A 23766-nucleotide genomic window follows, 5' to 3' on the forward strand; every position below is an offset into this window, starting at 1 on the left:
CCCCCCATCAGGGTGCGCTAGGGCTCACTTGCCGTAGTACGCGTTGTGGATCGTGATCTCCGACGTGTTGCCCTTCTTGTCGGTGATCTTGGCGCGGAACGAGATGGCCTTGTTCTTCGCCGGGTTCTTGACGGTGATCTTGCCGTTGCGGACGTCGACCTTCTTGAAGTTCTTGCCGTCGTAGGAGACGTAGACGGCGAGGGACTTCAGGTTGCTCCCCGCGGCCGAGCCCTCGACGGTGACCGGGAAGGTGACCGTCTTGCCGGCCTCGACGCGGCTGTCCAGGCCGGTCGTGGCACCGAAGTGCAGGGCGGAGGCGGGCAGCTGGGCGAAGTCGTCCGACGGCTTCTTGGAGCGGAAGGTCCAGGCAGCGTCGATCCGCGTCGAGGCCTCCGACACCTTCGAGGACCGCGTGACCGAGGTGGTCAGCTTGTAGGCCGCGTCACCGGCCGGGACCTTGAAGGTCTTCTCGCCGAACAGCGGGTCGTTGTTGGAGCCGACCTTGGTGCCGTTGCGGTACAGGGTCGTCTTCACCGAGGTGAAGTCCGAGTACCCGGCGTGCTTGGCGGAGTCGGCGACCAGCGGCAGCGAACCGAAGATCTCGTTGCCGTCGCGGAACAGGCCGAAGTCCTTGCTGACGTGCGGGCCGAACACCGCGGTGTTGACCGTCTTGGTGTAGCTGCGGCCGGCCTTGAAGGAGAACGAGCCGAGGTCGTAGCCGGCGTCGGAGAGCGGGAAGCCGTCCTGGTCGACCCCGCCGTCCTGGGCGAACTCCAGCTGCCAGTTCACACCGCCCTTGGCGGACAGGTGCAGGGTGCGGGTGCCGGGCAGCTTCTGCGGGATGCTGATGGAGGAGGCGCCCGAGCTGCCGGGCAGCCAGCCCACCGCGTCGACGGCGCCCTTCTTGCCGCTCGCCGCCGCGCCCATCCGGACCTTCACCGTGGCCAGGTCGCCCGCCTTGTAGTGCTTGGTGTAGCCGGTGGCGAGCTGCTTGACCGGGCCGCCGGAGGTCACGTCGTACTGCTCGTTCGTGCCCTTGGTCCAGTGGCCGTCCCACTGCTGCCGCAGCGTGCCCGAGGGCAGCTCCGGGCCCAGGTGGGCGGTGTGGAAGTTCTTGTACGTGTCCAGGAACCAGCCGTAGCCGTAGGTGTTGTTGCCGACCGTGACGTCGAACTCCGGCGAGGCGAACTGGGACTTCAGGCCCGAGCCCGGGACGGTGACGTCCACCGGCTTGGCCTTGCGCGCGTCGATGGTGATCGTCTGCTTCTTGCCGACGGTCAGCTTCGGCTGCGCGATCCAGTCGATGCCCTTGGAGGCGTCCTGCGGGTCGGCGTAGACGGCGGTGTTGAGGATGTACGTGCCCTTGGGCGCGCGCACCTTCACCGTGCCGGACTTGTCGTACGGGTTCAGCCAGACGCCGTTGGCGAGGCCCGCCACACCGCTGAGGTCGGCGCCGTAGTTCGGGGCCGGCTTGCCGTCACGGCCGATGAACTTCAGCGTGAGGTCGTAGGACTCCACCTCGCGCTGGACCGCGGCGGCGGTGCGGACCGTCTGGCCGCCGCCGGTCGCCGTCACGTACGCCGAGTAGGCGCCGTCGACGGTGCCGCCCAGCTTGGTGTTGACGGTGAAGCCGACCGAGGCCTTGCCGTGGGCCGGGACGGTCACCTTGGTCGCGCCGAGCTTGAAGAAGCCCGCCGGGGCCGCCGCGCCCTTGGGGTTGGTGGCGGTGCTGGTCAGGCTGAGCGTGACGTCCTTGTCGCCGAGGTTGCGGTACGTCAGCTGCTTGGTGACCGGCTTGTCGTCGGTGTGCGGCCACTGCTGCACACCGAAGCTCACCGACACCGGTTCGGCGACGATCGACTGCTTGATGGCCTTGTCGACCTGGATCCGGCCCGAGCCCTGCTGGAAGGGGGTGTACTTGCCGCCCTTGGTGGAGCCGGTCAGGGCGCCCTTCAGCTCGGCGGAACCCCAGTCGGGGTGCTGCTGCTTCAGGATGGCGGCGGCGCCCGCGACGTGCGGGGTGGCCATCGAGGTGCCGGAGATGGTCAGGTAGCCCTCGGGCTTCTCGCCGACCTCCTGGTCGATGACGCTGCCCTTGGCTGCGGCGGCGGTGATCTCCACGCCGGGCGCGGTGACGTCCGGCTTGATGGCGCCGTCGCCGGCGCGCGGGCCGGTGGAGGAGAAGTCGGCGAGCTTGTCCTTGTCGTCGACGGCGCCGACGGTGAGCGCGGCGTCCGCGCTGCCCGGCGAACCGATCGACTGGGGGCCCTCGTTGCCCGCGGCGATCGCGAACAGGACGCCCTTCTCGGCGGAGAGCTTGTTGACCTCGGCCTCGAGGGGGTCGATCTCGGGGGTGTCGTAGCCGCCGAGGCTCAGGTTGATGACGGAGGCGCCCTGGGAGGCAGCCCACTCCATGCCGGCGAGGATGCCGGAGTCGTCACCGGAGCCGGTGTCGTCCAGGACCTTGCCGTTGAGGACCTTGGCGTCCGGGGCCACACCCTTGTACTTGCCGCCCGACTTGGCGCCGGTGCCCGCCACGATGGACGCGACGTGCGTGCCGTGGCCGAAGTGGTCGGTGGCGTCGGCGGCGGCGGTGAAGTTCTTGGACTCGACCACCTGGTCCTTGAGGTCCGGGTGGGTGGTGTCCACACCGGTGTCCAGGACGGCGACCTTCACGCCCTTGCCCGTGTAGCCGGCCTTCCACGCGGTCGGGGCGCCGATCTGGGGCACGGACTTGTCGAGCGACGCCTTGCGGACGCCGTCGAGCCAGACGTGGGCGATGCCGGAGGCGGTCCTGTCGCCGTTGGTCACCGCGTCCCACAGGTCGGCGGTGTCCTTGACCGGGGTCTGCACCGCGTCCGCGTTGAGCGCCTTGAGGCTGCGGCGCAGGGTGCCCGCGTCCCGGACGTCGGCCTTGGTGGCCGTGGCGGAGCCGCGGTAGCCGACGATGACCTTCAGGCCGTTCTTCTGGGCCTTGCGGGTGGCGGCCTTGTTCAGCTCGGTGATGTCGAACAGGCGCTGGTCCAGCGTGCCGGAGGCGACCAGGTGGGCCGCGTCGGCGGGGATGACCAGCGTGTGTCCGGCGGACTTGCGGACCTGGAAGGGTATGTGCTCGCGTCCCTCGGCCCGCTCCAGGCCGACGATGCGGCCCTTGCCGTCGAGGGCGACCCGGTCACCGGTGATGAGCGTGACGTGGTGCTTGGCGGTGACTTCCGAGGCGGCGGTGGCGGCTGCCGAGGCGCGTGCGGGCTTCGCCGACGCCGGGCTGGTCATACCCGCTGCGAGGGCGACCGCTGCGGCCGTTGCCACGGTGGCCGCAGCTGCTCTTTTCACTTGTCTGCGCAAGTTCTCCCCCTGGAGAAGAAGTACCGGGCGAATTCCCCGTTCACCCGGCCGGGGACCGTCTCGTACGCATGCACGTCACCCCCCGGATCACGAAGTATGCCGGGGGGTGATCAGACTGCTCAATAGGTGACAGGACGGCGGGGAAGCGCTTCCGGAAACTGTTACGCGCCGGCCGGGACACCGTTACAGAACCGCGAAGTCCCTTGTACTCAGGGGGTGTTATACGCCGTCAGGCGCCGGCGTTCTCCTTCACGGTGATCCTCCCCTTGCGCAGGGTGGCAAGACGCGGGGCCTTCTTCGCGAGCGCGGAGTCGTGGGTCACCATGATGAACGTCAGCCCGTACTCCTTCCACAGACGTTCGAGTACGTCCATGATCTCGTCCCGCATGCCCTCGTCCAGGTTGCCGGTCGGCTCGTCGGCCAGCAGCACCTTGGGCTTCTTCACCACGGCCCGGGCGATGGCCACGCGCTGCTGCTGTCCTACGGACATCTCACCGGGGAGATGACCGAGGCGCTCGCCGAGGCCGACGGAGTTCAGTGCCTCGGCGGCGAGTTCCCGCCGCTCCCCGGCCTTGATGCCGAGGGGTACGAGGGCCGTCTCCACGTTTTCCTGCGCGGTCAGCGTCGGGATGAGGTTGAAGGACTGGAAGACGAATCCGATGTTCTCGCTGCGGAGTCGTGTCAGCCGGGCCTCGGTCAGCCGGGACAGATCCGTGCCGTCGAGGACGACTTCGCCGGAGGTGGGGCGGTCGAGGGCGCCGAGCATCTGGAGAAGAGTGGACTTCCCGCCGCCGGTGGGGCCCTGGATGACTAGTCGGTCCCCGTCGCCGATGGTCAGGTCGATGCCGTCGTGCCGCCGCCGAAGCCGCCACCGGGGCCGCCGCCGAGGCCGCCGCCACCGGTGCCGCCGCCGAGCTGTGCCTGCAGGCTCGGGCTGACGGCGGTGACGACGTACGCGCCCGCCAGGCCGAGGGCGATGCCGAGGGCGCCGCCGACCAGGCCGTTGACCATGGCCTCGCCGATCACCTGCCGGGTCACCCGGCCGGACTTCCAGCCCAGGGCCTTCAGCGTGCCGAACTCGCGCACGAAACCGGCGGGGGACCGCCGAGGAGGTGAGCAGGCCGGCCACCAGGAACGCGGCCACCAGCACCGCGATGGACAGCCACTTACCGACGCTGGTGGCGAGGGAAGAGGCGGTGGACAGGGAGCCGGAGACGGTGTCCGCGAGGTCGGCGGACGTGGTGACCGTCGTACCGGGGACGTGCTTCTGGATCTGCGACTTGACGCTGTCGACCTTCTGCGAGTCGGTCGCCTTGACGTAGATCGTGGTGACCTTGTTCTTCGAGTCGCCGAGGGTCTGCGCCTGCTCCAGCGGGATGTACAGGCCGGCGGCCGCGTCACCGCTGTCGGCGGTGGCGATGCCGATCACCGCACCCCGGGCTGGGAGCCCACCTTGGTCACCGTCGAGGCCGACAGGGTCTGGAAGCCCTGCACCATGACGCGGTCGCTGCTCTGGGTGGAGTCGCCGTCGCTGCCCTGCGCGTCGAACCGGAAGTGGGGCCGCTGTGCGTCGCCGGTGGACGCGGACGCCGCCTTGGTGACCGTGAAGAACACGGCCCGCAAGCTAGGTACGGACCGTGATGGGACCATAAGGCCGGCATAAGAGAAGCATGAGAAGGCCGTGACCGGGCCCATAAACGCCAGCGCCGCCCCTGGGGGCGGCACTGGAGCGGATTCCGAAGAGGCGTCAGACGGCCGAACCGGCCTTCCACTGCGCCCAGTCCATGTTCCAGCCGTTGAGGCCGTTGTCCGGCGAGACCGTCTTGTCGCCGGTGTGCTGGACGACCACGACGTCACCGATGAGCGAGTTGTTGTAGAACCAGGCCGCCGGCGTGCTCGGGTCGCCCGCGCCCTTCTTGTCCTGGAGGCCGACGCAGCCGTGGCTGGTGTTCACGTTGCCGAACACCGAGGGCGCGCCCCAGTAGTTGCCGTGGATGAAGGTGCCGGAGGTGGTCAGACGCATGGCGTGCGGCACGTCCTTGATGTCGTACTCGCCCTTGCCGTCGTCGTCGGTGAAGCCGACCGTCGCGCCGTTCATGCGGGTCTGCTTGAACTTCTCCGAGATCACCATCTGGCCCTCGTACGTCTTGTTGTCGGGCGAGCCGGCGGAGATCGGGATGGTCTTGACGACCTTGCCGTCCTGCGTGATCTTCATCTGCTTGGTCTGCGCGTCGACGTACGTGACCTGGTTGCGGCCGATGTGGAAGGTGACCGTCTTCTGCTGGACGCCGAGGACGCCGCTCGCGCCCTCGACGCCGTCGAGAGCCAGCTTCAGGGTGACGGTGGAGCCTTCCTTCCAGTACTCCTCCGGGCGGCAGTCCATGCGGTTGGCGTTGAACCAGTGGCAGACGACCTCCTGGCCACTGGTCGTGCTGACCGTGATGCCCTTCTGCACGGCCGCCTTGTTGGTGATCGCCTTGTCGAAGTTGATCGACACCGGCATGCCGACGCCGACCGTGGCGCCGTTGTCCGGGTTGAAGGTGCCGATGAAGCTGTTGGCCGGGGAGACCGTGGTGAAGGAGGCGTTCTCGTGGGCTATGCGGCCCTCGGAGTCCTTGGCCTCGGCGGCGAGCTTGTAGGTCGTGGAGCGCTCCAGCTGGACGGTGGGCTTCCAGCTCTTCTTGTCGGCGGACAGCTGGCCGGCGACGGCCTTGCCGTCCTGGGTGGTCATCGTGACCCCGGTGAGGGTGCCCTTGCTCACCTTGACGGCCGCGGAGTTGTTGATCGAGGCGTTGTTGGAGCCGTCCTTCGGCGTGATCGCTATCTGCGCCTGCGACGACTTCTTGGCCGCCGCCTCATCGACCTTGGCCTGCGAGGTGTCGCCGCTGCCGCTGCCCGAGGACTTGTCGTCGCCGCCGGAACACGCCGTGAGCACCAGCACACCGCCGAGCAGAGCGGACGCGGCCGCCAGGCCCTTGCGCCGCTTACTGTCCGTCATCACAAGCTTCTCCATCGTTGCCGAGTCGCGATAACTCCGAGAGTCCCCGTCAAGAACCTTCAACGCTACGGCCGGTTCGTCCCGTTCCCCACCCCCTGCATCTGTGGGGCATCCCACGTCCGCGGAACACGGGTCCGCAGTGGTTGCCGGTGATGCGAATGGTGACGGTGGTGCGGGTACCGTCCGTGCGCCCCCAGAGACGACGAAACCCCGGACGGCGGTTGCCGTCCGGGGTAAGGAGTGCCCCGGGGCGATCAGCCGATGCCGCCCTCTTCGTCGTCCTCCCCATCATCCTCGTCCAGGTCCCAGTCGGGCGAATCGGGGTCGTACTCGATCCGCTCGCTGGACCAGGACGCCTGCTGGAGCTCCACCCCGGGCACCTCGCTGATCAGGTCGAACGGATCCACGAGATACGCCAGGGCCTCCGCGGTGTCCTCCGTCACAGCGCTCTCGGCCTGGGCCCGCTCCGCCTCGGGCACCTCGGAGTCCCCGGCGAGCCGGCGCAGCGCGGCCTTGGTCACCTCGTCGTCTTCCTGCACTTCGAGGACCAGCTCCACGCGAAGTCGTACAAAACGTGATGTCTCTTCAGTACTCATGGCGCGAGCGTACGACCGAAACCTCCCGTGACTTTCCTGTGACCCGCGCCTTTCACTAACATCGCCTCACACGGCCAATTCGCCAGCGTCACAAGGGGATCGATATTCCGTGTCATCCGCTCGCCGTCCGCTGCTGACCGCCACCGCCGCGGGGACCCTGCTGTGCGCGTTGTGGTTCGTCCCGTCCGCGAACGCCTCACAGAACGCCCCGGCGAGAGAGACGGCGGCCACCGCCGCGTCCCCGGCGCGGATCACGCAGGCCAGGGCGGTGACGACGGCGACCACCGACTCCGCGCGGGAGACGGCGGACGAGACCGAACTGGCCGACACGGGAAGCCCCGACACCACCCCGTACGTGGTCGGCGGCAGTCTTTTTCTCGCCGTGGGCGCCGGTTTCGTCATGTATTCAGTGCGTCGGGAACGTCTGGGCTTTTAGTTTTCCTTGACGAATCCTTGACAGGCCGCACATAGTTCGCTCATGAAGAGATCATCGGGCGTGCGGCTGTGCGCCACCGCAGCTGTGAGCGTGCTGTCGCTCGCCCTCATCACGGGCTGTTCCGACGGGGACTCGAAGGACTCGAAGGACGCCAAGGGCGAGACCGCGGCGAAGGCGCTGAGCGCCGCGGAGTTGAAGCAGAAGATCATCGCCAAGGGCGATGTGCCCGGCTTCAAGGTGGGCCCCGTCGAGGGCGGCGTCCCCGACAAGAGCAAGGTCACGTCGGACGACGCCAAGTGCGAGCCGGTGCTCCAGGTGTTCACCGGCATCGCGCCCGGCGAGCCGGCGGCGCACACCAGCCGCATGGCCACGGAGGACAAGAAGGACCCCACGGACGACGCGACGTCCCTGGACGACATGGCCGACGGCAAGTTCGAGGACGCGATCAACGAGTCCATGGACCTGGACGTCACCGTGGTCACCCTGGCCTCGTACGACGGTGACGGCGCCGAGCAGGCCCTGAAGTCCGTCTCGGACGGGGTCAAGTCCTGCGCGGGCGGCTTCTCCGGCGAGCAGGACGGCGAGAAGGGCAAGTTCACCAAGGTCGGCGAGGAGAAGTCCTCGGGCACGGGTGACGAGTCGGTGGCCTTCACCGCGACCAACGACGCGGGCAAGGACGGCTCCCTGCCGCTGCACGCCGAGGTCGTGCGGCACGGCAACACCCTCGCGACCTACACCACGATCAACATCGGCGCGATGATGAGCAAGAAGGCCTACACGGTCTCCGCTCCGGTCGTGAAGGCACAGGCCGCCAAGCTGAAGTGACGCTTGCGGTATGACGTTGCGGGGCCCCGGCGGTTGCCGGGGCCCCGGTGCGTTCACCGAAGCGGGCCGGTGACCTTCTCCACGGCCGCCACGAGGTCACCGCCGCGCACGAACGCGTCGGCGGCGGCCAGGTCCGGGGCCAGGAAGCGGTCCGGACCGGGGCCCTGCACGCCGGCGGCGCGTACGGCCTCGATGACCGCCTGGGAGGCGGGCGCCGGGGTCAGGCCCTCGCGCAGCTCGATGGCGCGGGTGGCCGCGTACAGTTCGATCGCGACGACCCGGGTGAGGTTGTCCACGGCGGTGCGCAGCTTGCGCGCGGCCGACCAGCCCATGGACACGTGGTCCTCCTGCATGGCGGAGGACGGGATGGAGTCCGCGGAGGCGGGCACGGCGAGCCGCTTCAGCTCGCTGACCAGGGCGGCCTGCGTGTACTGGGCGATCATCAGGCCGGAGTCGACGCCGGCGTCGTCGGCGAGGAACGGCGGCAGGCCGTGGCTGCGGTTCTTGTCCAGCAGCCGGTCGGTGCGGCGCTCGGCGATGGAGCCGAGGTCGGCGGCGGCGATGGCGAGGAAGTCCAGGACGTAGGCCACGGGCGCGCCGTGGAAGTTGCCGTTGGACTCCACGCGCCCGTCGGGCAGGACGACCGGGTTGTCCACCGCGGAGGCCAGCTCCCGCTCGGCGACCAGGCGGGCGTGCGCGAGCGTGTCGCGTCCGGCGCCGGCGACCTGCGGGGCGCAGCGCACGGAGTAGGCGTCCTGGACCCGGGGCGCGTCGTCCTGGTGGTGGCCGGTGAGACCCGAACCCTTCAGCACGGCGAGCATGTTGGCCGCGGAGGCGCCCTGCCCCGGGTGCGGGCGGATGGCGTGCAGCTCGGGCGCGAGGACCTTGTCCGTGCCGAGCAGCGCCTCCATGGTGAGGGCGGCGGTGACGTCCGCGGACTTGTACAGGGTGTCCAGGTCGGCGAGGGCCATGATCAGCATGCCGAGCATGCCGTCGGTGCCGTTGAGGAGGGCGAGGCCCTCCTTCTCGCGCAGCTCGACGGGGGCGATCCCGTGCTCGGCGAGCAGTTCGCCGGCGGGCCGGACCTGCCCGTCGGGGCCCTCCGCCTCGCCCTCGCCCATGAGGGTGAGGGCGCAGTGGGACAGCGGGGCCAGGTCGCCGGAGCAGCCGAGGGAGCCGTACTCGTGCACGACCGGGGTGATCCCGGCGTTCAGCACGTCGGCCATGGTCTGGGCGACCTCGGGCCGGACGCCGGTGTGTCCGGAGCAGACGGTCTTGAGCCGCAGGAACATCAGGGCCCGTACGACCTCGCGCTCCACCCTCGGCCCCATGCCGGCGGCGTGCGAGCGGACGATGTTGCGCTGCAACTGGGCGCGCAGCTCCTGGCTGATGTGCCGGGTCGCCAGGGCGCCGAAGCCGGTGGAGACGCCGTAGACCGGGTCCGGCTTGGCCGCCAGCGCGTCCACGATCTCCCGGGCCGCCGCGAGGGCCGCCACCGCCTCCGCCGACAGCTCGATGCGGGCACTGCCGCGCGCCACGGCGAGAACGTCGGACGCCGTGACACCGGACGTCCCCACCACCACAGTGTGCATATCCATATTCAGGAGCGTACGCATTGAATGCAGGGATGTCACTAGTGGGGAGCGGGGGCGACCCTTACCGCGCGGTGTGGGCTTCGCCTCACGGCCGGCGCCCGCGGAACCGGCGCCGCTCGGCACGCGAGGGCGGCGGCTCGTCGGCCAACCGTACGACCGGATCGTCCGGCCCCTCACGGCCGGCCATCACCGGCCGGTCCAGACACAGCGCCTTGGCCCGGTACTGGGCGGCGTCCGCGAGCCGGAACAGCCGGCGGGCGTCCCGCACCTCCCCGATCGGGTCCTCGGTCGAGGCCATCCCGCAGGCGACGCCCTCGCCCAGCTCCAACTCGGCGGCCCGGCGGCACAGTTCGTCCGCCGCCTTCACCACGTCGTCGGCGGGCGGCCCGACCGCGAGCAGACAGAACTCGTCCCCGCCGAGCCGTGCGGTCAGCGCGCCCGGCACCATCGCGCCGCACAGCGACAGCACCGAGCCGAAGCGCTCCAGGAGCCGGTCGCCGACGGCGTGCCCGAGGGTGTCGTTGACCCGCTTGAGTCCGTTGAGGTCACAGACGACCAGGCTGACCACCGCGCCCTCCGCGCGGTGCCGCTCGATGGCCTCCTCCAAGTGGACGTCCACGGCACGGCGGTTGGCGAGGCCGGTCAGGGCGTCGGTGTACGCCAGCCGGCGCGCCTCCTCCAGCCGTTCGGTCTGCGCGATGCCCGCGGCGACGACGGCGGCGAGCACGGTGGCGAAGTCGGCGTCGGCCCGTGCGAACAGGGGCTCGCCGGCCGGGCGGGCCACATACAGCTCGCCCCAGGCCCGGCCGTGCAGCACGACGGGGGCGACGACGCAGCAGCCGCGGCCCCGGCGGCGCAGGGCGGCCACCCGCTGATGGAGGTAGCCGGGAGTGCCGGCGGCCGCTCCCTCGGCGGTCTCCACCCACGCGTTGGGCCCGCCGCCGCCGGCCCACCGCTCGTGCAGGAACTCGGTGATCTCCGGGAACTGGTGCACCGGGTAGGCCTCGGCCTCCGGGAACTCCTCCTCGTCCGGGGAGCGGTCCCCCACGTTGACGAGGACCCGCAGCCGGCCGAGCCCGCGTTCCCACACCGACAGCGCGGCGAAGCTGCCGTCCAGCGCGTGGCAGGCGCCGAGGGCGGCGGCCTGCCAGGACTCCCGCGGGGTGTGCGCCGCCGCCATGCCCTGCGCCAGCGCCACGACGGCGGCCAGCCGCTTGTCCTCACCCATTACTCCAGGTTAGGGAGTAATGGAGCGGTTCGGGGTATTGGAGCGGCGATCAGGTGGAATGTGCGGTGACGTGCACGGACCTGCGGACCGCTGCCGGGTGCGGGTCCGTCGTGGCTGGTCGCGCCCGCGCGGCGGAGCCGCACAGTGCACACAGCCCCGCGCCTGTTCGAGGCGCCGCCTCACTCCCCCGGCCACTCCGGCTTGCGCTTCTCGTTGAACGCCGCCACCCCCTCCGCCCGGTCCCCCGAGAACGCCACCGAACGCCACGCCGCGTCCTCCACGTCCAGCCCGGCCCGCAGATCCAGCCCGTGCCCGAGCCGCAGCGCCCGCTTGGCGGCACGCAGGCCGACCGGCGAGTTCCCGGCGATCCGCGCGCCGAGCGCCAGCGCCTCCTCCCGGTCCCGCCCCGCCTCCACCAACTGGTCCACCAGCCCCAGCCCGGCCGCCTCGGCCGCCTCCACCCGCCGGGCCGAGAAGATCAGCTCGGCCGCGCGGGCCGCACCGACCCGCCGGGGCAGCAGCTGCGTACCGCCGCCGCCCGGGATCACGCCCACGGACACCTCCGGCAGCCCCACCACCGCCGTACGGTCGGCCACGATCAGGTCGCAGGAGAGCGCCAGCTCGAACCCGCCGCCCAGCGCGAAGCCGTGCACCGCCGCGATCGTCGGCATCGGCAGCTCCAGCACCCCGGTGTACGCCGCCCGCGCCATCGGCCGCTGCCGTACGAGATCGGCGTCGGTGAAGGAGTTCCGCTCCTTCAGGTCCGCCCCCACGCAGAACGCCCGTTCGTGCGACGAGGTCAGGACGACCACCCGGGCGTCCCGGTCGGCGGCGAGCGCGGCGCACGCGCCCGCGAGGGAGCGGGCCATCTCCGTGGAGACGGCGTTCATGGCCTTGGGCCGGTCCAGTACCAGCTCCGCGACGTGCCCGTGCCGCCGCACCAGCACGAACTCCCCGAACCGCTCCTCGCTCATGACACCCTCCGGTTAACGCGGGTTAACTCACTGTCGGCCCGATCATCGCAGCCGTACCCGATGCCGGGAAAGACCGGGGGGCTACACCCGTTCGAGTGACATCCCGGCCGTCTCGCCGCACACCGCCCAGACGCGCGCATAGCGTGCGCTCCGCCATGGCGCGCCCCGGGCGCGCGGCGGGGAGGGAACCCATGACACCGATACCCGGACAGTCCGTTGCGGAGCGGGAGCGCGAGCCGGGAGGCACCCCGGGAGTACGGCGCGGGCGGCACCGCAAGCCCCGCCCCCGCAAGGTGCTGCTCGCCGCCGGCGGTCTCGCTCTCGCCGCGGGCGTGCTCAGCCTGGTCCGGGTGACCCCGGAGTCGGGGGTCGGCGCACCGGGTACGGCGGAGGCCGAGCCCGCGGTCCCACCGGGCGGCGGGGCCCCGGACCGCGCGGCCACCGTCGCCGCCGCCCCCACCGCGCTGCCCTCGGCGACCTCCGTCATGGGCGGCCGAAGCCTCGCGCCGACGCCCCCCGGGTCCTCAGTCCCCACGGCACCGGGCACGGCCACGGCACCGCACGGCGGCACCGCCGTACCGAGCACCGCCCCGACCACGCGGCCGACCGGCGCTCCGGACACCCCCGGCGACACCCCGCGGCCCGCGCCGACGGCGTCCGCCCCGGCGACGCCGGAGCCGGCCCCGACCCCGACGTCTACGGGTGAGAACACGGCGGAGCCCGATCCGGGCGGGGTGTGCATCCCGGTGATCGGGCTGTGCGTGGACGACGTGCTCGGCGAGCCGGACGGATAGCGGCCGGCTAGGGGGTTTCGTTTGGATCAGGTCGGATCAGGCCGCGGCGCATGGTGCGGTGCATCGCAAGGCGGAGGATCACCCGCGTACTGGGCGTACTCGGGTGGTCCGACAACGCGGCGAGGTGCCGTGCCGGGCGTCGCGGACCCGGGCTGATCCAAACGAAGCCCCCTAGGGCCGGCCGTCGCGGCGCGCGAGCAGCCAGGGCTCGACCACGCCGAGTCCGCGCACCGGGCGCTGCCACATCGGCTGGAGCGCGAAGCGGTACGTCGGCGGCTCCTCGCCCTCCTTCTCCGCGGCGGCCGCGGCCTCGGCGGCCTCCGCCTCGGAGGCCGGGGCCTCGCCCGTACGGATCAGCTCCTCGGCGAAGGCACTGTCCACGAGGACCGCGTCCCGGGGGGCTATCGACGTCAGGCGGGAGGCCAAGTTCACCGTCGTACCGAACACATCACCCATACGGGTGGTCACCGTGCCGAACGCCATGCCGACCCGCAGCTCGGGCATCGTCTCGTCGTTCGCCAGTGTCTCCACCAGCCGCAGTGCGATGTCCGCGGCCGTGCCCGCGTCGTCCGCGGCGTAGAGCACCTCGTCGCCGAGGGTCTTGATGAGCCGGCCGCCGCGCGCCGCCACCAGGTCGGCGGCGGTGGTCTCGAAGGCCTCGACCAGCTCGCCGAGCTCCTCCTCCTCCATCCGGCGGGTGAGCCGGGTGAAGCCCACGAGGTCGGCGAAGCCGACGGCCAGCCGGCGGTCGACCATCTCCTCGTCGTCGGCGGCCTGGACGACCCGGCCCGTCGCCGCGGCCAGCTGGCGGCGCCAGACGTAGACGAGGAACTCCTCCAGCTCCGGCAGCAACAGCTCGACCAGCGGGTACGTCACCTCGGTGCGGGTCATCCCGGGCTCGGGCGGCTCGGTCAGGCCCTCCAGGAAGGAGTCGATCTGCCACTCCGCCAACCGGGCGGTGGTCTGCCCGGTGGACCGGGCCACCTGCACCGCCATGGCCTCGCTCAGCAGTCCCGCCTCCACCAGACCGGCGAGCCGGCGCAGGGCGAGGACGTCGGCCTCGGTGAGGGCCTTGGCCTGGCCGATGTCCGCGAAGCCCATGGCCCGCCAGAACCTCGACGCCAGCTCCATGGAGACACCGGCGCTGCGGGCGGCCTGGAACGGGGTGTACCGGCGCTCGGCGCCCAGGATGAGCTGTTCGAGCCGCAGGGCCAGCGGGTCCTCGCCGGTGTCGGGGGCGCTGGGGTCCACCCGGCCGTCCCCGCCCGCGCCGGAGCCCGTGTCGTCGACGGTCACGCCTGCTGCCCTTCCGATCTGCCACGGTCAGGTATCGACCGGCCTCAACTCTACGGCAGGTGTGCGCCAGCTCACTCCGTCGGGTTCGGCCGACGGGGCACGTCCCGGCACCGGCTGCGCGGACCGGCGTGCTGCGCCGGCCACCCGGGAGCTGCGCCCCCGGCCACCGGTCCACTGTGGCTGGTCGCGCAGCTCCCCGCGCGCCTTCGGGGCGCCTACGCCGGCCGCAGGTGGACGACGTCGCCCGCCCCCACCGGCTCCCGAAGGCCCTGCTCCGTGGCGATGATCAGGCGCCCGTCCCCGTCCAGCGCCACGGCCTCCCCGACCACCGCGCGGTCCCCCGGCAGCTCCGCCCGCACCATCCGGCCGAGCGTCGCGCAGCCCGCCGTGTACGTCTCCTGGAGACCGCTCGCCCCGGCATCGCCGCCCGCGGCCCGCCACCGCCCGTACCAGTCCTCCAGCGACCGCAGGACCGCCCGCAGCAGCGGATCCCGGTCCGTGCCCCGCGCCCCGGCCAGGACCAGCGAGCCCGCCTGCGGAACCGGAAGTTCCGCCGCTTGCAGGGTGACGTTGACCCCCACGCCGATGACGACGCCGTCGTCACCGGCCCGCTCGGCGAGGATGCCCCCGGCCTTGCGTTCCTCCCCGCCGACGGTCACCAGCAGGTCGTTCGGCCACTTGAGTGCCGTGTCCACGCCCGCCGCCCGGGCCAGCCCGGTCGCCACCGCCACGCCCGTCAGCAGCGGCAGCCACCCCCAGTGCGCCACCGGCACCTCGCGCGGCTTCAGCAGGACGGAGAAGATGAGGCCGGACCGCGCCGGAGCCGTCCACTGGCGGTCCAGCCGGCCCCGGCCGGCCGTCTGCTCCTCCGCCACCAGGACCGCGCCCTCGCCGACGGCCCCGGCGGCGGCCCGCGCGACGAGGTCGGCGTTGGTGGAACCGGTTTGCTGCACCACCTCGATCTCGCGGTACAGGCCCCCCTCCCGGATCAGCCCGCGCCGCAGTGCCGCGGCGTTCAGGGGCGGGCGGTCCAGGTCGGACCAGCGGCTGTCGTCTGATGGATTCTGCGGCGTCATGCAAGCCACCCTAGGTGTGGTAAACGACGCACTGCTGATCGGTAGCGCCACCACTACTCTACGAATGAGTAACCGTCCCCCCTTTTGAGCAGGCAGGGAGCCGCATCCCGATGTCCGAGCCGGAAGAGCGTCACGAGATCCAAGAGATCGACATTCACACGACCGCGGGGAAGCTCGCGGATCTCCAGCGGCGCATCCACGAGGCGACGCACGCCGGCTCCGAGCGCGCCGTCGAAAAGCAGCACGCCAAGGGCAAGCTGACGGCCCGTGAGCGGATCGAGCTGCTGCTCGACGAGGACTCGTTCGTGGAGCTGGACGAGTTCGCCCGGCACCGGTCGACCAACTTCGGGCTGGAGAAGAACCGTCCGTACGGGGACGGGGTCGTCACCGGGTACGGCACCGTCGACGGCCGCCCGGTGGCGGTGTTCTCCCAGGACTTCACGGTCTTCGGCGGCGCCCTCGGCGAGGTCTACGGCCAGAAGATCGTCAAGGTCATGGAGTTCGCGCTGAAGACCGGCTGCCCGGTCATCGGCATCAACGACTCCGGCGGCGCGCGGATCCAGGAGGGCGTGGCCTCCCTCGGCGCGTACGGCGAGATCTTCCGCCGCAACACCCACGCCTCCGGTGTCATCCCGCAGATCAGCCTGGTCGTCGGCCCGTGCGCGGGTGGCGCGGTGTACTCGCCGGCCATCACCGACTTCACGGTCATGGTCGACCAGACCTCGCACATGTTCATCACCGGCCCGGACGTCATCAAGACCGTCACCGGCGAGGACGTCGGCTTCGAGGAGCTGGGTGGCGCCCGCACCCACAACTCGGCCTCCGGCGTGGCCCACCACATGGCGGGCGACGAGAAGGACGCCATCGAGTACGTCAAGCAGCTGCTGTCGTACCTGCCGTCCAACAACCTCTCCGAGCCTCCGGTCTTCCCCGAGGAGGCCGACCTCGCCCTCACCGACGAGGACCGGGAGCTGGACACGCTCGTCCCGGACAGCGCCAACCAGCCGTACGACATCCGCACGGTGGTCGAGCACGTCCTGGACGACGCCGAGTTCTTCGAGACGCAGGCGCTGTTCGCGCCCAACATGGTCACCGGCTTCGGCCGGGTCGAGGGCCACCCGGTCGGCGTGGTCGCCAACCAGCCGATGCAGTTCGCCGGCTGCCTGGACATCGACGCCTCCGAGAAGGCCGCCCGCTTCGTGCGGACCTGCGACGCCTTCAACATCCCGGTCCTGACCTTCGTGGACGTGCCGGGCTTCCTGCCGGGCGTCGGCCAGGAGCACGACGGCATCATCCGGCGCGGCGCCAAGCTGATCTACGCCTACGCCGAGGCCACCGTCCCGCTGATCACCGTCATCACCCGCAAGGCGTTCGGCGGCGCGTACGACGTCATGGGCTCCAAGCACCTGGGCGCCGACCTCAACCTCGCCTGGCCGACCGCCCAGATCGCGGTCATGGGCGCGCAGGGCGCGGTCAACATCCTGCACCGCCGCACCCTCGCCGAGGCGGAGGCGAACGGCGAGGACCTGGAGGCGGTGCGCGCCCGGCTGATCCGGGAGTACGAGGACACCCTCCTCAACCCCTACGTCGCGGCCGAGCGCGGCTACATCGACGCGGTGATCATGCCGTCCGACACCCGCGCCCACATCGTCCGCGGGCTGCGTCAGCTGCGCACCAAGCGGGAATCCCTGCCCCCGAAGAAGCACGGCAACATCCCCCTCTAGGCCCCGCGGACCCTGGGAGCGGTCATGAACATCAAGGTCGTACGAGGCAATCCGACCCCGGAGGAGCTGGCCGCCGCCCTGGCGGTGGTCCGCGCCCGCGCCGCGGCGGCAGCGGCAGTGCCGTCCGGCGCGGAGAGCGGCCCGCGGGACGCGTGGTCCGACCCCTCGCGGATCGCGGCGGCGCGCGTGCCCCGGCCCGGCCGGGCGTCCTGGACCCGCACCTATTGGCCGAGCTAGGCGGATCCGACGGACCGGTACGGCGCCGGGCACCAACTTGAGTAGCAGTACTCAGGCGCCCGGCCCCCACTCGGCCGCACGCTGAACGAGTGCTGTGGTCAGACCCCGAGAACGAGCCGCCGGAAGAACTGCGCGACATGCAGAACATGCTTCGGCGGCTCGGTCTCATCATGGCTCTGGCCATGGTCCTTTTCATGATCGTCATCGGTCTGAGGTGAGCCGCCCCGGCACACCCTGACTAACCTGACGGCATGACTGCCAAACGCCGCAGGCGACTCGTGCTCGCCTCCCAGTCCCCCGCCCGGCTGGGCCTGCTCCGGCAGGCCGGCCTCGCCCCCGAGGTGATCGTGAGCGGTGTCGACGAGGACGCCGTCACCGCACCCACCCCGGCGGAGCTGGCGCTCGCCCTGGCCGAGGCGAAGGCGTCGGTCGTGGCGGCCAAGCCGGAGGTGCAGGGCGCCCTGGTGATCGGCTGTGACTCGGTGCTGGAGCTGGACGGGCAGGCGCTCGGCAAGCCTGCCGACGCCGAAGAGGCCACCGCCCGCTGGAAGACCATGCGCGGGCGGGCCGGCGTACTCCAGACGGGGCATTGCGTGTGGGACACGGAGGCCAAGCGGTACGTGTCGGCGACCGCCTCCACCGTCGTCCGGTTCGGTGAACCGAGCGACGCGGAGATCGCCGCCTACGTGGCCTCCGGAGAGCCCCTCCACGTCGCCGGCGCCTTCACCCTGGACGGCCGTTCGGCGCCGTTCATCGAGGGCATCGAGGGAGACCACGGCAATGTGATCGGCATCAGCCTGCCGCTGGTCCGCAGACTCCTCGCGGAACTGGGCGTGGGCATCACGGAGTTGTGGTCGCCGGAGCAGTGACCTGGGCGGGGACGGAGTCCTGCGGCTCGTCGTCCCCGTCCTGCGGCTCGTCCGTACGGCTCGCCGGCGCGCCGGCGCCGACGGGGGCCACGCCCGGCTCCGCCCGTTGTGCCGGCCCCTCGCCCGCCCCGGGCGCACCGCCGCCCGCGGCGCGCTCGGGGCCGCCCGCACGGTCGTACGTCATCAGGAGCAGCACGATCAGCCCGAGGACGACCACCATGAACAGGAACGCCGTCCAGCCGACCAGGCCCCAGGCGAAGGCGCCGAGCAGCCCGTGCACCACGGCCATGCTGATCAGCAGGACGCGGCCGAAGCCGGCCGGGGCCCGGTCGCGTAGCGCGACGAGCGCGGCCACCAGCGCGCACAGCGCGAAGTAGAGCCCGAAGAGCACCCCGCCGACCTTCGAGGACGTCGCCATGACGTCCGGGTCGAGACCCGCCAGCGACATGTCCTGCCGGTCGACGACCACCCCGAGGAACCAGTTCAGCGCGGCGATGAAGACGGCCTCCGCCAGGAGGACGACCGCCACGACCCCTGCCACCGGTCTGCGCACCACCGGCCCCCACCCACTCTCACACCATCAGCCTGTTACCTCAGGTACGTTCGAGACAGCGCGAACGCTACTAACGGGTAAACCCGAGGACAAGGGTTCGGGCGCCGGCAAAGAATCATTGGGCCATTCGTAGGGACTCGACAAAGAAACAGAGTGGGCCGCAGCACGCCCTCACAGAGACCTTGACCACACGACAGGGCTAGGGTTTCCCGAAGGAGTCCTGCGTACCGAGGTGCGACATGGGATTTCGCGGGTCGAGCGAGCCTCGAATCACGCTCCGTGTGGGCAAGCTCACCACTGGGGACGGGTCGAAGTGCCGTGTCGGCAGTCCCTAAACTCGGCTTGTTTCAAGGAGGGAGCCTCAATCGTGCGCAAGGTGCTCATCGCCAACCGTGGCGAAATCGCTGTCCGCGTGGCCCGGGCCTGCCGGGACGCCGGGATCGCGAGCGTGGCCGTCTACGCAGACCCCGACCGGGACGCTCTGCACGTCCGCGCCGCGGATGAGGCGTTCGCCCTGGGCGGTGACACTCCGGCCACCAGTTATCTGGTCATCGACAAGATCTTGAACGCGGCGCGCGAAGCCGGCGCGGACGCCGTCCACCCCGGTTACGGCTTCCTGTCGGAGAACGCCGACTTCGCGCAGGCCGTTCTGGACGCCGGCCTCATCTGGATCGGCCCGCCGCCGCAGGCCATCCGCGACCTGGGTGACAAGGTCGCCGCCCGGCACATCGCCCAGCGCGCCGGAGCCCCCCTGGTGGCCGGCACCCCCGACCCGGTGTCGGGCGCGGAGGAGGTCGTCGCCTTCGCCGAGGAGCACGGCCTGCCGATCGCCATCAAGGCCGCCTTCGGCGGCGGCGGCCGCGGCCTGAAGGTCGCCCGCACCCTCGAAGAAGTCCCCGAGCTGTACGAGTCCGCCGTCCGTGAGGCGGTGGCCGCCTTCGGCCGTGGCGAGTGCTTCGTCGAGCGCTACCTGGACCGGCCGCGGCACGTGGAGACCCAGTGCCTGGCCGACAAGCACGGCAACGTGGTCGTCGTCTCGACCCGTGACTGCTCGCTCCAGCGCCGGCACCAGAAGCTGGTGGAGGAGGCCCCGGCGCCGTTCCTCTCCGACGAGCAGGTCGCCGAGCTGTACCGCGCCTCCAAGGCCATCCTGAAGGAGGCCGGCTACGAGGGCGCGGGCACCTGTGAGTTCCTGGTCGGCCAGGACGGCACCATCTCCTTCCTGGAGGTCAACACCCGCCTCCAGGTGGAGCACCCGGTGACCGAGGAGGTCGCCGGCATCGACCTGGTCCGCGAGATGTTCCGCATCGCCGACGGCGAGGAGCTGGGCTACGACGACCCGCCGCTGCGCGGTCACTCGTTCGAGTTCCGCATCAACGGCGAGGACCCGGGCCGCAACTTCCTCCCGGCCCCCGGCACGGTCACCACGTTCGCCCCGCCGTCGGGCCCCGGCGTCCGCCTGGACGCCGGCGTGGAATCCGGCTCGGTCATCGGCCCGGCCTGGGACTCGCTGCTCGCCAAGCTGATCGTGACCGGCCGCACCCGCAAGGAGGCCCTGGAGCGGGCCGCCCGCGCGCTGGACGAGTTCCAGGTCGAGGGCATGGCCACCGCGATCCCGTTCCACCGCGCGGTCGTCAGGGACCCGGCGTTCGCCCCCGAGCTGACCGGCTCCGAGGCGCCCTTCACGGTCCACACCCGCTGGATCGAGACCGAGTTCGTCAACGAGATCAAGCCGTTCGCCGCTCCCGCCGACGCCGAGGCCGAGGAGGAGCTGGGCCGTGAGACGGTCGTCGTCGAGGTCGGCGGCAAGCGCCTGGAGGTCTCGCTGCCGGCGTCCCTGGGCATGAGCCTGGCCCGCACGGGCCTGGCGGCCGGTGCCAAGCCCAAGCGCCGCGCGGCCAAGAAGTCCGGCCCGGTCGCCTCCGGCGACACCCTCGCCTCGCCGATGCAGGGCACGATCGTGAAGGTCGCGGTCGAGGAGGGCCAGGAGGTCAAGGAGGGCGACCTGGTCGTCGTCCTGGAGGCCATGAAGATGGAACAGCCCCTCAACGCCCACAAGGCGGGCACGATCAAGGGTCTGAACCTGGAGGTCGGCGCGTCGATCACGTCGGGCGCGGCGATCTGCGAGATCAAGGACTGACCCGGACAAATCCATCCGCCCACGCCCGGCGAACCGGCTTTCCGGTCCGCCGGGCGTGGCGTTTGTGCGGCGCCGGCAGACGGGCGGAACGATTCGCCGTCAGGTCGGTGAGGCGGTGGAGCAGTTCGTCGTGGCGGGGAGCGGCGTCGCCGGTGGATCGGCCGTCCCGAGAAGCCGAGGCCCTTCAGGCAGAGCCACGGCGTGCCTGGCGCCCTCGCAGGGCGCACCTGCTACGCGGGGGCCGGCGGCCGGGCGGGCGCCCGTGTGCGGCCCCCACGACCGCCTTCGCGGTCGTCGTACCTGCCGTGGTGCGCCGGCAGGTACGGACGGGCCGGTCGGGCAGGCACGGACGGGCCGGTCGGAAGCCGTAGGACATGCGGAAGGCTTCGCAGCCGAGGCGGTCGCACTCCTCCCTCGCGCTTCCGAGCCCCTACGGGCACCGGACGCTACCGCCGCCGCAGGTCGGCAACCCGCCCCCGTTCGGAGCCCGTCGACTCTCCCAGGCCCGTGGTCGAGCGGAGGGCGGAGGAGCCCGGTACGTGCCCCCTGCGCGGTCCCGGCAGGGCAGTGCGCCGCGCCGCCGGGACCTGGTCACCCCCCGGGCTTCCGCTCGCCCCCGCCACGGCGATCTGCACCCCCTGGTCGGCGAGCGCCTGCAGCTCCGTCACGGCACGGTCGTCGTGGGCGGGTGGCTCGTCGGTGACCAGCCGGGTGATGAGGTCCGTCGGCACGGTCTGGAACATCGTGTCCGTGCCGAGCTTGGTGTGGTCGGCGAGGACGACGACCTCCGCGGCGGCCTGGACGAGGGCCCGGTCGACGGAGGCCGAGAGCATGTTGGACGTGGACAGGCCGCGCTCTGCGGTGAGGCCGCTCCCGGACAGGAATGCCTTCGACACGCGCAGCCCCTGGAGGGACTGTTCGGCACCGGAGCCGACGAGGGCGTAGTTGGAACCGCGCAGGGTGCCTCCGGTCATCACGACCTCCACCCGGTTGGCATGGGCCAACGCCTGGGCGACCAGCAGGGAGTTGGTGACCACCGTCAGGCCCGGCACGCGCGCGAGCCGGCGGGCCAGCTCCTGCGTGGTCGTACCGGCCCCGACCACGATGGCCTCGCCCTCTTCGACGAGGCTCGCGGCGAGGTCGGCGATGGCCGTCTTCTCGGCGGTCGCGAGATGGGACTTCTGCGGGAAGCCCGACTCCCGCGTGAACCCGCCCGGCAGTACCGCACCGCCGTGCCGGCGGTCGAGGAGTCCTTCTGCCTCCAGTGCGCGCACGTCCCGCCGTACGGTCACTTCGGAGGTCTGGACGACGCGGGCGAGCTCACGGAGCGACACGGCACCGTTCGCTCGCACCATTTCTAGGATCAATTGGCGACGTTCAGCAGCGAACACGAAACTGACAGTAACCCCAGCGACCGTCTGGTTTCAGCAGTTTGCGCCGAATAACAGAAGTTGTTCGCATGGTGGGGCGGGAAGTGGTATAGGACCCATCCGCCCCGACTATGCCGTTCGCACACGCCGCGACTCCACGTGACCAGCGGGAACCCGGCCGGGGGCGTCAGCCCTCCGCGCTCGCCTTGCGCGTGTGCAACTGCCGGGCGACCTCCGCGATCGACCCCGAAAGGGAGGGATACACGGTGAACGCGTTCGCGATCTGTTCGACCGTCAGATTGTTGTCGACGGCGATCGAGATGGGGTGGATCAGTTCCGAGGCGCGGGGCGCGACGACGACACCGCCCACGACGATCCCGGTGCCCGGCCGGCAGAAGATCTTCACGAAGCCGTCCCGGATGCCCTGCATCTTCGCGCGCGGGTTGCGCAGCAGGGGCAGCTTGACGACCCGGGCATCGATCTTGCCGGCGTCCACGTCCGCCTGCGTGTAGCCGACGGTCGCGATCTCGGGGTCGGTGAAGACGTTCGAGGAGACCGTCTTCAGGTTCAGCGGGGCCACCGCGTCGCCGAGGAAGTGGTACATGGCGATACGTCCCTGCATGGCGGCGACCGACGCCAGAGCGAACACACCCGTCACGTCACCGGCCGCGTAGACGCCGGGGGCGGTCGTCCGGGAGACCTTGTCGGTCCAGATGTGACCCGACTCGCGCAGCTTGACCCCGGCCTCCTCCAGCCCCAGGCCCGCGCTGTTCGGGATGGCACCGACGGCCATCAGGCAGTGGCTTCCGGTGATGACCCGGCCGTCGGCCAGCGTCACCTCGACCCGGTCGCCGACGCGCTTGGCGGACTGCGCGCGGGAGCGGGCCATGACGTTCATGCCACGGCGCCGGAAGACGTCCTCCAGGACGGCGGCCGCGTCCGGGTCCTCACCGGGCAGCACGCGGTCCCGGGACGACACCAGGGTGACCTTCGACCCGAGGGCCTGGTAGGCGCCGGCGAACTCGGCACCGGTCACACCGGAGCCGACCACGATCAGCTCTTCCGGCAGCTCGGTGAGGTCGTAGACCTGGGTCCAGTTCAGGATGCGCTCGCCGTCGGGCTGGGCGTCGGGCAGCTCGCGCGGGTGACCGCCGGTGGCGATGAGGACGGCGTCGGCGCCGAGGGTCTCCTCGGTGCCGTCGGCGGCGGTGACGACGACCTTCCGGGACCCGTCGAGGGCCTGCATGCCGTCCAGCCGGCCGCGCCCGCGCATGACCCGCGCACCGGCACGGGTGACGGACGCCGTGATGTCGTGCGACTGCGCGAGCGCGAGCCGCTTCACACGCCGGTTGACCTTCCCGAGATCCACCCCGACCACGCGGGCCGCCTGCTCCAGCGGCGGGGTGTCGTCGGCGACGATGATCCCCAGCTCCTCGTAGGAGGAGTCGAAGGTGGTCATCACCTCGGCCGTAGCGATAAGCGTCTTCGACGGCACGCAGTCGGTCAGCACCGACGCTCCGCCCAGACCGTCGCAGTCGACGACGGTCACCTCCGCACCGAGCTGGGCGGCGACCAGCGCCGCCTCGTATCCGCCGGGTCCGCCACCGATGATCACGATCCGAGTCACGTACTCCATTGTCCCGCACGCTTCAAGGTGCTACTGCCCGGGGGCGCCACGAGGTCACTCCCGGGGCGCCGGAGGCGCAGGGG

The 23766-nt window shown here is 71.2% G+C and carries 19 protein-coding genes and 3 pseudogenes; 8 read left to right on the top strand and 14 right to left on the bottom strand.

What is annotated here, in order from left to right; all coding sequences use genetic code 11:
• Positions 1-24 precede the first annotated feature (24 nt).
• The 5 genes and pseudogenes from ACZ7DL_RS01660 to ACZ7DL_RS01680 form a co-directional block, all read right to left on the bottom strand.
• Positions 25-3273 (bottom strand): S8 family peptidase, encoded by a 3249-nt coding sequence (locus tag ACZ7DL_RS01660; protein ID WP_470770566.1) that lies wholly within the window; start codon positions 3271-3273, stop codon positions 25-27.
• Between the two features lie 301 nt (positions 3274-3574).
• Positions 3575-4195 (bottom strand): annotated as a pseudogene (locus ACZ7DL_RS01665) (ABC transporter ATP-binding protein); the annotation flags it as partial.
• A gap of 2 nt (positions 4196-4197) precedes the next feature.
• Positions 4198-4950, bottom strand: a pseudogene (locus ACZ7DL_RS01670) (ABC transporter permease); the annotation flags it as partial.
• Positions 4951-5092: 142 nt separating this feature from the next.
• Positions 5093-6343, bottom strand: coding sequence for a L,D-transpeptidase (locus ACZ7DL_RS01675; protein ID WP_470770568.1), 1251 nt, complete (start codon positions 6341-6343; stop codon positions 5093-5095).
• 254 nt (positions 6344-6597) lie between these two features.
• Positions 6598-6939 (bottom strand): hypothetical protein, encoded by a 342-nt coding sequence (locus ACZ7DL_RS01680; protein WP_470770569.1) that lies wholly within the window; start codon positions 6937-6939, stop codon positions 6598-6600.
• 109 nt (positions 6940-7048) lie between these two features.
• Between ACZ7DL_RS01680 and ACZ7DL_RS01685 the strand changes: the two genes are divergently transcribed.
• On the top strand, positions 7049-7375 hold the full coding sequence (locus ACZ7DL_RS01685) for an LAETG motif-containing sortase-dependent surface protein (protein ID WP_470770571.1): 327 nt from the start codon (positions 7049-7051) through the stop codon (positions 7373-7375).
• Between the two features lie 42 nt (positions 7376-7417).
• Entirely contained in the window at positions 7418-8200 is a 783-nt protein-coding gene (locus tag ACZ7DL_RS01690) for a hypothetical protein (protein ID WP_470770572.1), read from the top strand.
• 53 nt (positions 8201-8253) lie between these two features.
• Here the strand turns inward: ACZ7DL_RS01690 and hutH are convergent, their stop codons facing one another.
• The 3 genes from hutH to ACZ7DL_RS01705 all read right to left on the bottom strand — a co-directional run bounded on the left by hutH (position 8254) and on the right by ACZ7DL_RS01705 (position 11997).
• Positions 8254-9792, bottom strand: a complete 1539-nt coding sequence (gene hutH, locus ACZ7DL_RS01695) for a histidine ammonia-lyase (protein ID WP_470771180.1) — start codon at positions 9790-9792, stop codon at positions 8254-8256.
• An 88-nt stretch (positions 9793-9880) separates the two neighbouring features.
• Entirely contained in the window at positions 9881-11023 is a 1143-nt protein-coding gene (locus ACZ7DL_RS01700; RefSeq protein WP_470770573.1) for a GGDEF domain-containing protein, read from the bottom strand.
• A 179-nt stretch (positions 11024-11202) separates the two neighbouring features.
• A complete protein-coding gene (locus ACZ7DL_RS01705; RefSeq protein WP_470770574.1) occupies positions 11203-11997 on the bottom strand; it encodes an enoyl-CoA hydratase/isomerase family protein in 795 nt (264 codons plus the stop codon).
• Between the two features lie 191 nt (positions 11998-12188).
• Here ACZ7DL_RS01705 and ACZ7DL_RS01710 point away from each other — a divergent pair, with 191 nt between their 5' ends.
• On the top strand, positions 12189-12791 hold the full coding sequence (locus ACZ7DL_RS01710) for a hypothetical protein (RefSeq protein ID WP_470770576.1): 603 nt from the start codon (positions 12189-12191) through the stop codon (positions 12789-12791).
• Positions 12792-12962: 171 nt separating this feature from the next.
• On the opposite strand, the gene ACZ7DL_RS01715 is transcribed toward ACZ7DL_RS01710, so the two are convergent.
• Together ACZ7DL_RS01715 and ACZ7DL_RS01720 are read right to left on the bottom strand one after the other, a co-directional pair.
• Complete coding sequence (locus ACZ7DL_RS01715) at positions 12963-14087, bottom strand: adenylate/guanylate cyclase domain-containing protein (protein ID WP_470770577.1); 1125 nt, start codon at positions 14085-14087, stop codon at positions 12963-12965.
• A gap of 215 nt (positions 14088-14302) precedes the next feature.
• Entirely contained in the window at positions 14303-15163 is an 861-nt protein-coding gene (locus ACZ7DL_RS01720; RefSeq protein ID WP_470770578.1) for a biotin--[acetyl-CoA-carboxylase] ligase, read from the bottom strand.
• A gap of 110 nt (positions 15164-15273) precedes the next feature.
• Between ACZ7DL_RS01720 and ACZ7DL_RS01725 the strand changes: the two genes are divergently transcribed.
• The 4 genes from ACZ7DL_RS01725 to ACZ7DL_RS01740 all read left to right on the top strand — a co-directional run bounded on the left by ACZ7DL_RS01725 (position 15274) and on the right by ACZ7DL_RS01740 (position 17993).
• Complete coding sequence (locus tag ACZ7DL_RS01725; RefSeq protein WP_470770579.1) at positions 15274-16887, top strand: acyl-CoA carboxylase subunit beta; 1614 nt, start codon at positions 15274-15276, stop codon at positions 16885-16887.
• A 24-nt stretch (positions 16888-16911) separates the two neighbouring features.
• Positions 16912-17124: an acyl-CoA carboxylase epsilon subunit gene (locus ACZ7DL_RS01730; RefSeq protein ID WP_470770580.1), complete on the top strand. Its 213-nt coding sequence runs from the start codon at positions 16912-16914 to the stop codon at positions 17122-17124.
• 89 nt (positions 17125-17213) lie between these two features.
• Positions 17214-17342, top strand: coding sequence for a morphogenic membrane protein MmpB (mmpB, locus tag ACZ7DL_RS01735; protein WP_470770581.1), 129 nt, complete (start codon positions 17214-17216; stop codon positions 17340-17342).
• 33 nt (positions 17343-17375) lie between these two features.
• Complete coding sequence (locus ACZ7DL_RS01740) at positions 17376-17993, top strand: Maf family protein (RefSeq protein ID WP_470770582.1); 618 nt, start codon at positions 17376-17378, stop codon at positions 17991-17993.
• Here the strand turns inward: ACZ7DL_RS01740 and ACZ7DL_RS01745 are convergent.
• Positions 17965-18534, bottom strand: coding sequence for a hypothetical protein (locus tag ACZ7DL_RS01745; protein ID WP_470770584.1), 570 nt, complete (start codon positions 18532-18534; stop codon positions 17965-17967). The genes ACZ7DL_RS01740 and ACZ7DL_RS01745 overlap by 29 nt on opposite strands.
• A gap of 379 nt (positions 18535-18913) precedes the next feature.
• Between ACZ7DL_RS01745 and ACZ7DL_RS01750 the strand changes: the two genes are divergently transcribed.
• Positions 18914-20686: an acetyl/propionyl/methylcrotonyl-CoA carboxylase subunit alpha gene (locus ACZ7DL_RS01750; protein WP_470770586.1), complete on the top strand. Its 1773-nt coding sequence runs from the start codon at positions 18914-18916 to the stop codon at positions 20684-20686.
• A 184-nt stretch (positions 20687-20870) separates the two neighbouring features.
• Here ACZ7DL_RS01750 and ACZ7DL_RS01755 read toward each other — a convergent pair.
• The 3 genes and pseudogenes from ACZ7DL_RS01755 to ACZ7DL_RS01765 form a co-directional block, all read right to left on the bottom strand.
• A pseudogene (locus ACZ7DL_RS01755) lies at positions 20871-21092 on the bottom strand (hypothetical protein); the annotation flags it as partial.
• A 40-nt stretch (positions 21093-21132) separates the two neighbouring features.
• On the bottom strand, positions 21133-22077 hold the full coding sequence (locus ACZ7DL_RS01760) for a DeoR/GlpR family DNA-binding transcription regulator (protein WP_470770587.1): 945 nt from the start codon (positions 22075-22077) through the stop codon (positions 21133-21135).
• A gap of 166 nt (positions 22078-22243) precedes the next feature.
• A complete protein-coding gene (locus ACZ7DL_RS01765; RefSeq protein WP_470770589.1) occupies positions 22244-23692 on the bottom strand; it encodes an NAD(P)H-quinone dehydrogenase in 1449 nt (482 codons plus the stop codon).
• Positions 23693-23766 lie beyond the last annotated feature (74 nt).

This window comes from Streptomyces sp. NPDC036984 (assembly GCF_055607665.1).

What these genes read in the sequence shown, in the direction of transcription:
- ACZ7DL_RS01740 (WP_470770582.1), top strand. Translation starts at nt 17,376, where the DNA reads ATGACTGCCAAACGCCGCAGGCGACTCGTGCTCGCCTCCCAGTCCCCC.
- ACZ7DL_RS01690 (WP_470770572.1), top strand. Translation starts at nt 7,418, where the DNA reads ATGAAGAGATCATCGGGCGTGCGGCTGTGCGCCACCGCAGCTGTGAGC.
- hutH (WP_470771180.1), bottom strand. Translation starts at nt 9,792, where the DNA reads ATGCACACTGTGGTGGTGGGGACGTCCGGTGTCACGGCGTCCGACGTT.
- ACZ7DL_RS01700 (WP_470770573.1), bottom strand. Translation starts at nt 11,023, where the DNA reads ATGGGTGAGGACAAGCGGCTGGCCGCCGTCGTGGCGCTGGCGCAGGGC.
- ACZ7DL_RS01730 (WP_470770580.1), top strand. Translation starts at nt 16,912, where the DNA reads ATGAACATCAAGGTCGTACGAGGCAATCCGACCCCGGAGGAGCTGGCC.
- ACZ7DL_RS01710 (WP_470770576.1), top strand. Translation starts at nt 12,189, where the DNA reads ATGACACCGATACCCGGACAGTCCGTTGCGGAGCGGGAGCGCGAGCCG.
- ACZ7DL_RS01705 (WP_470770574.1), bottom strand. Translation starts at nt 11,997, where the DNA reads ATGAGCGAGGAGCGGTTCGGGGAGTTCGTGCTGGTGCGGCGGCACGGG.
- ACZ7DL_RS01680 (WP_470770569.1), bottom strand. Translation starts at nt 6,939, where the DNA reads ATGAGTACTGAAGAGACATCACGTTTTGTACGACTTCGCGTGGAGCTG.
- ACZ7DL_RS01675 (WP_470770568.1), bottom strand. Translation starts at nt 6,343, where the DNA reads ATGACGGACAGTAAGCGGCGCAAGGGCCTGGCGGCCGCGTCCGCTCTG.
- ACZ7DL_RS01765 (WP_470770589.1), bottom strand. Translation starts at nt 23,692, where the DNA reads ATGGAGTACGTGACTCGGATCGTGATCATCGGTGGCGGACCCGGCGGA.
- ACZ7DL_RS01660 (WP_470770566.1), bottom strand. Translation starts at nt 3,273, where the DNA reads ATGACCAGCCCGGCGTCGGCGAAGCCCGCACGCGCCTCGGCAGCCGCC.
- ACZ7DL_RS01725 (WP_470770579.1), top strand. Translation starts at nt 15,274, where the DNA reads ATGTCCGAGCCGGAAGAGCGTCACGAGATCCAAGAGATCGACATTCAC.
- ACZ7DL_RS01720 (WP_470770578.1), bottom strand. Translation starts at nt 15,163, where the DNA reads ATGACGCCGCAGAATCCATCAGACGACAGCCGCTGGTCCGACCTGGAC.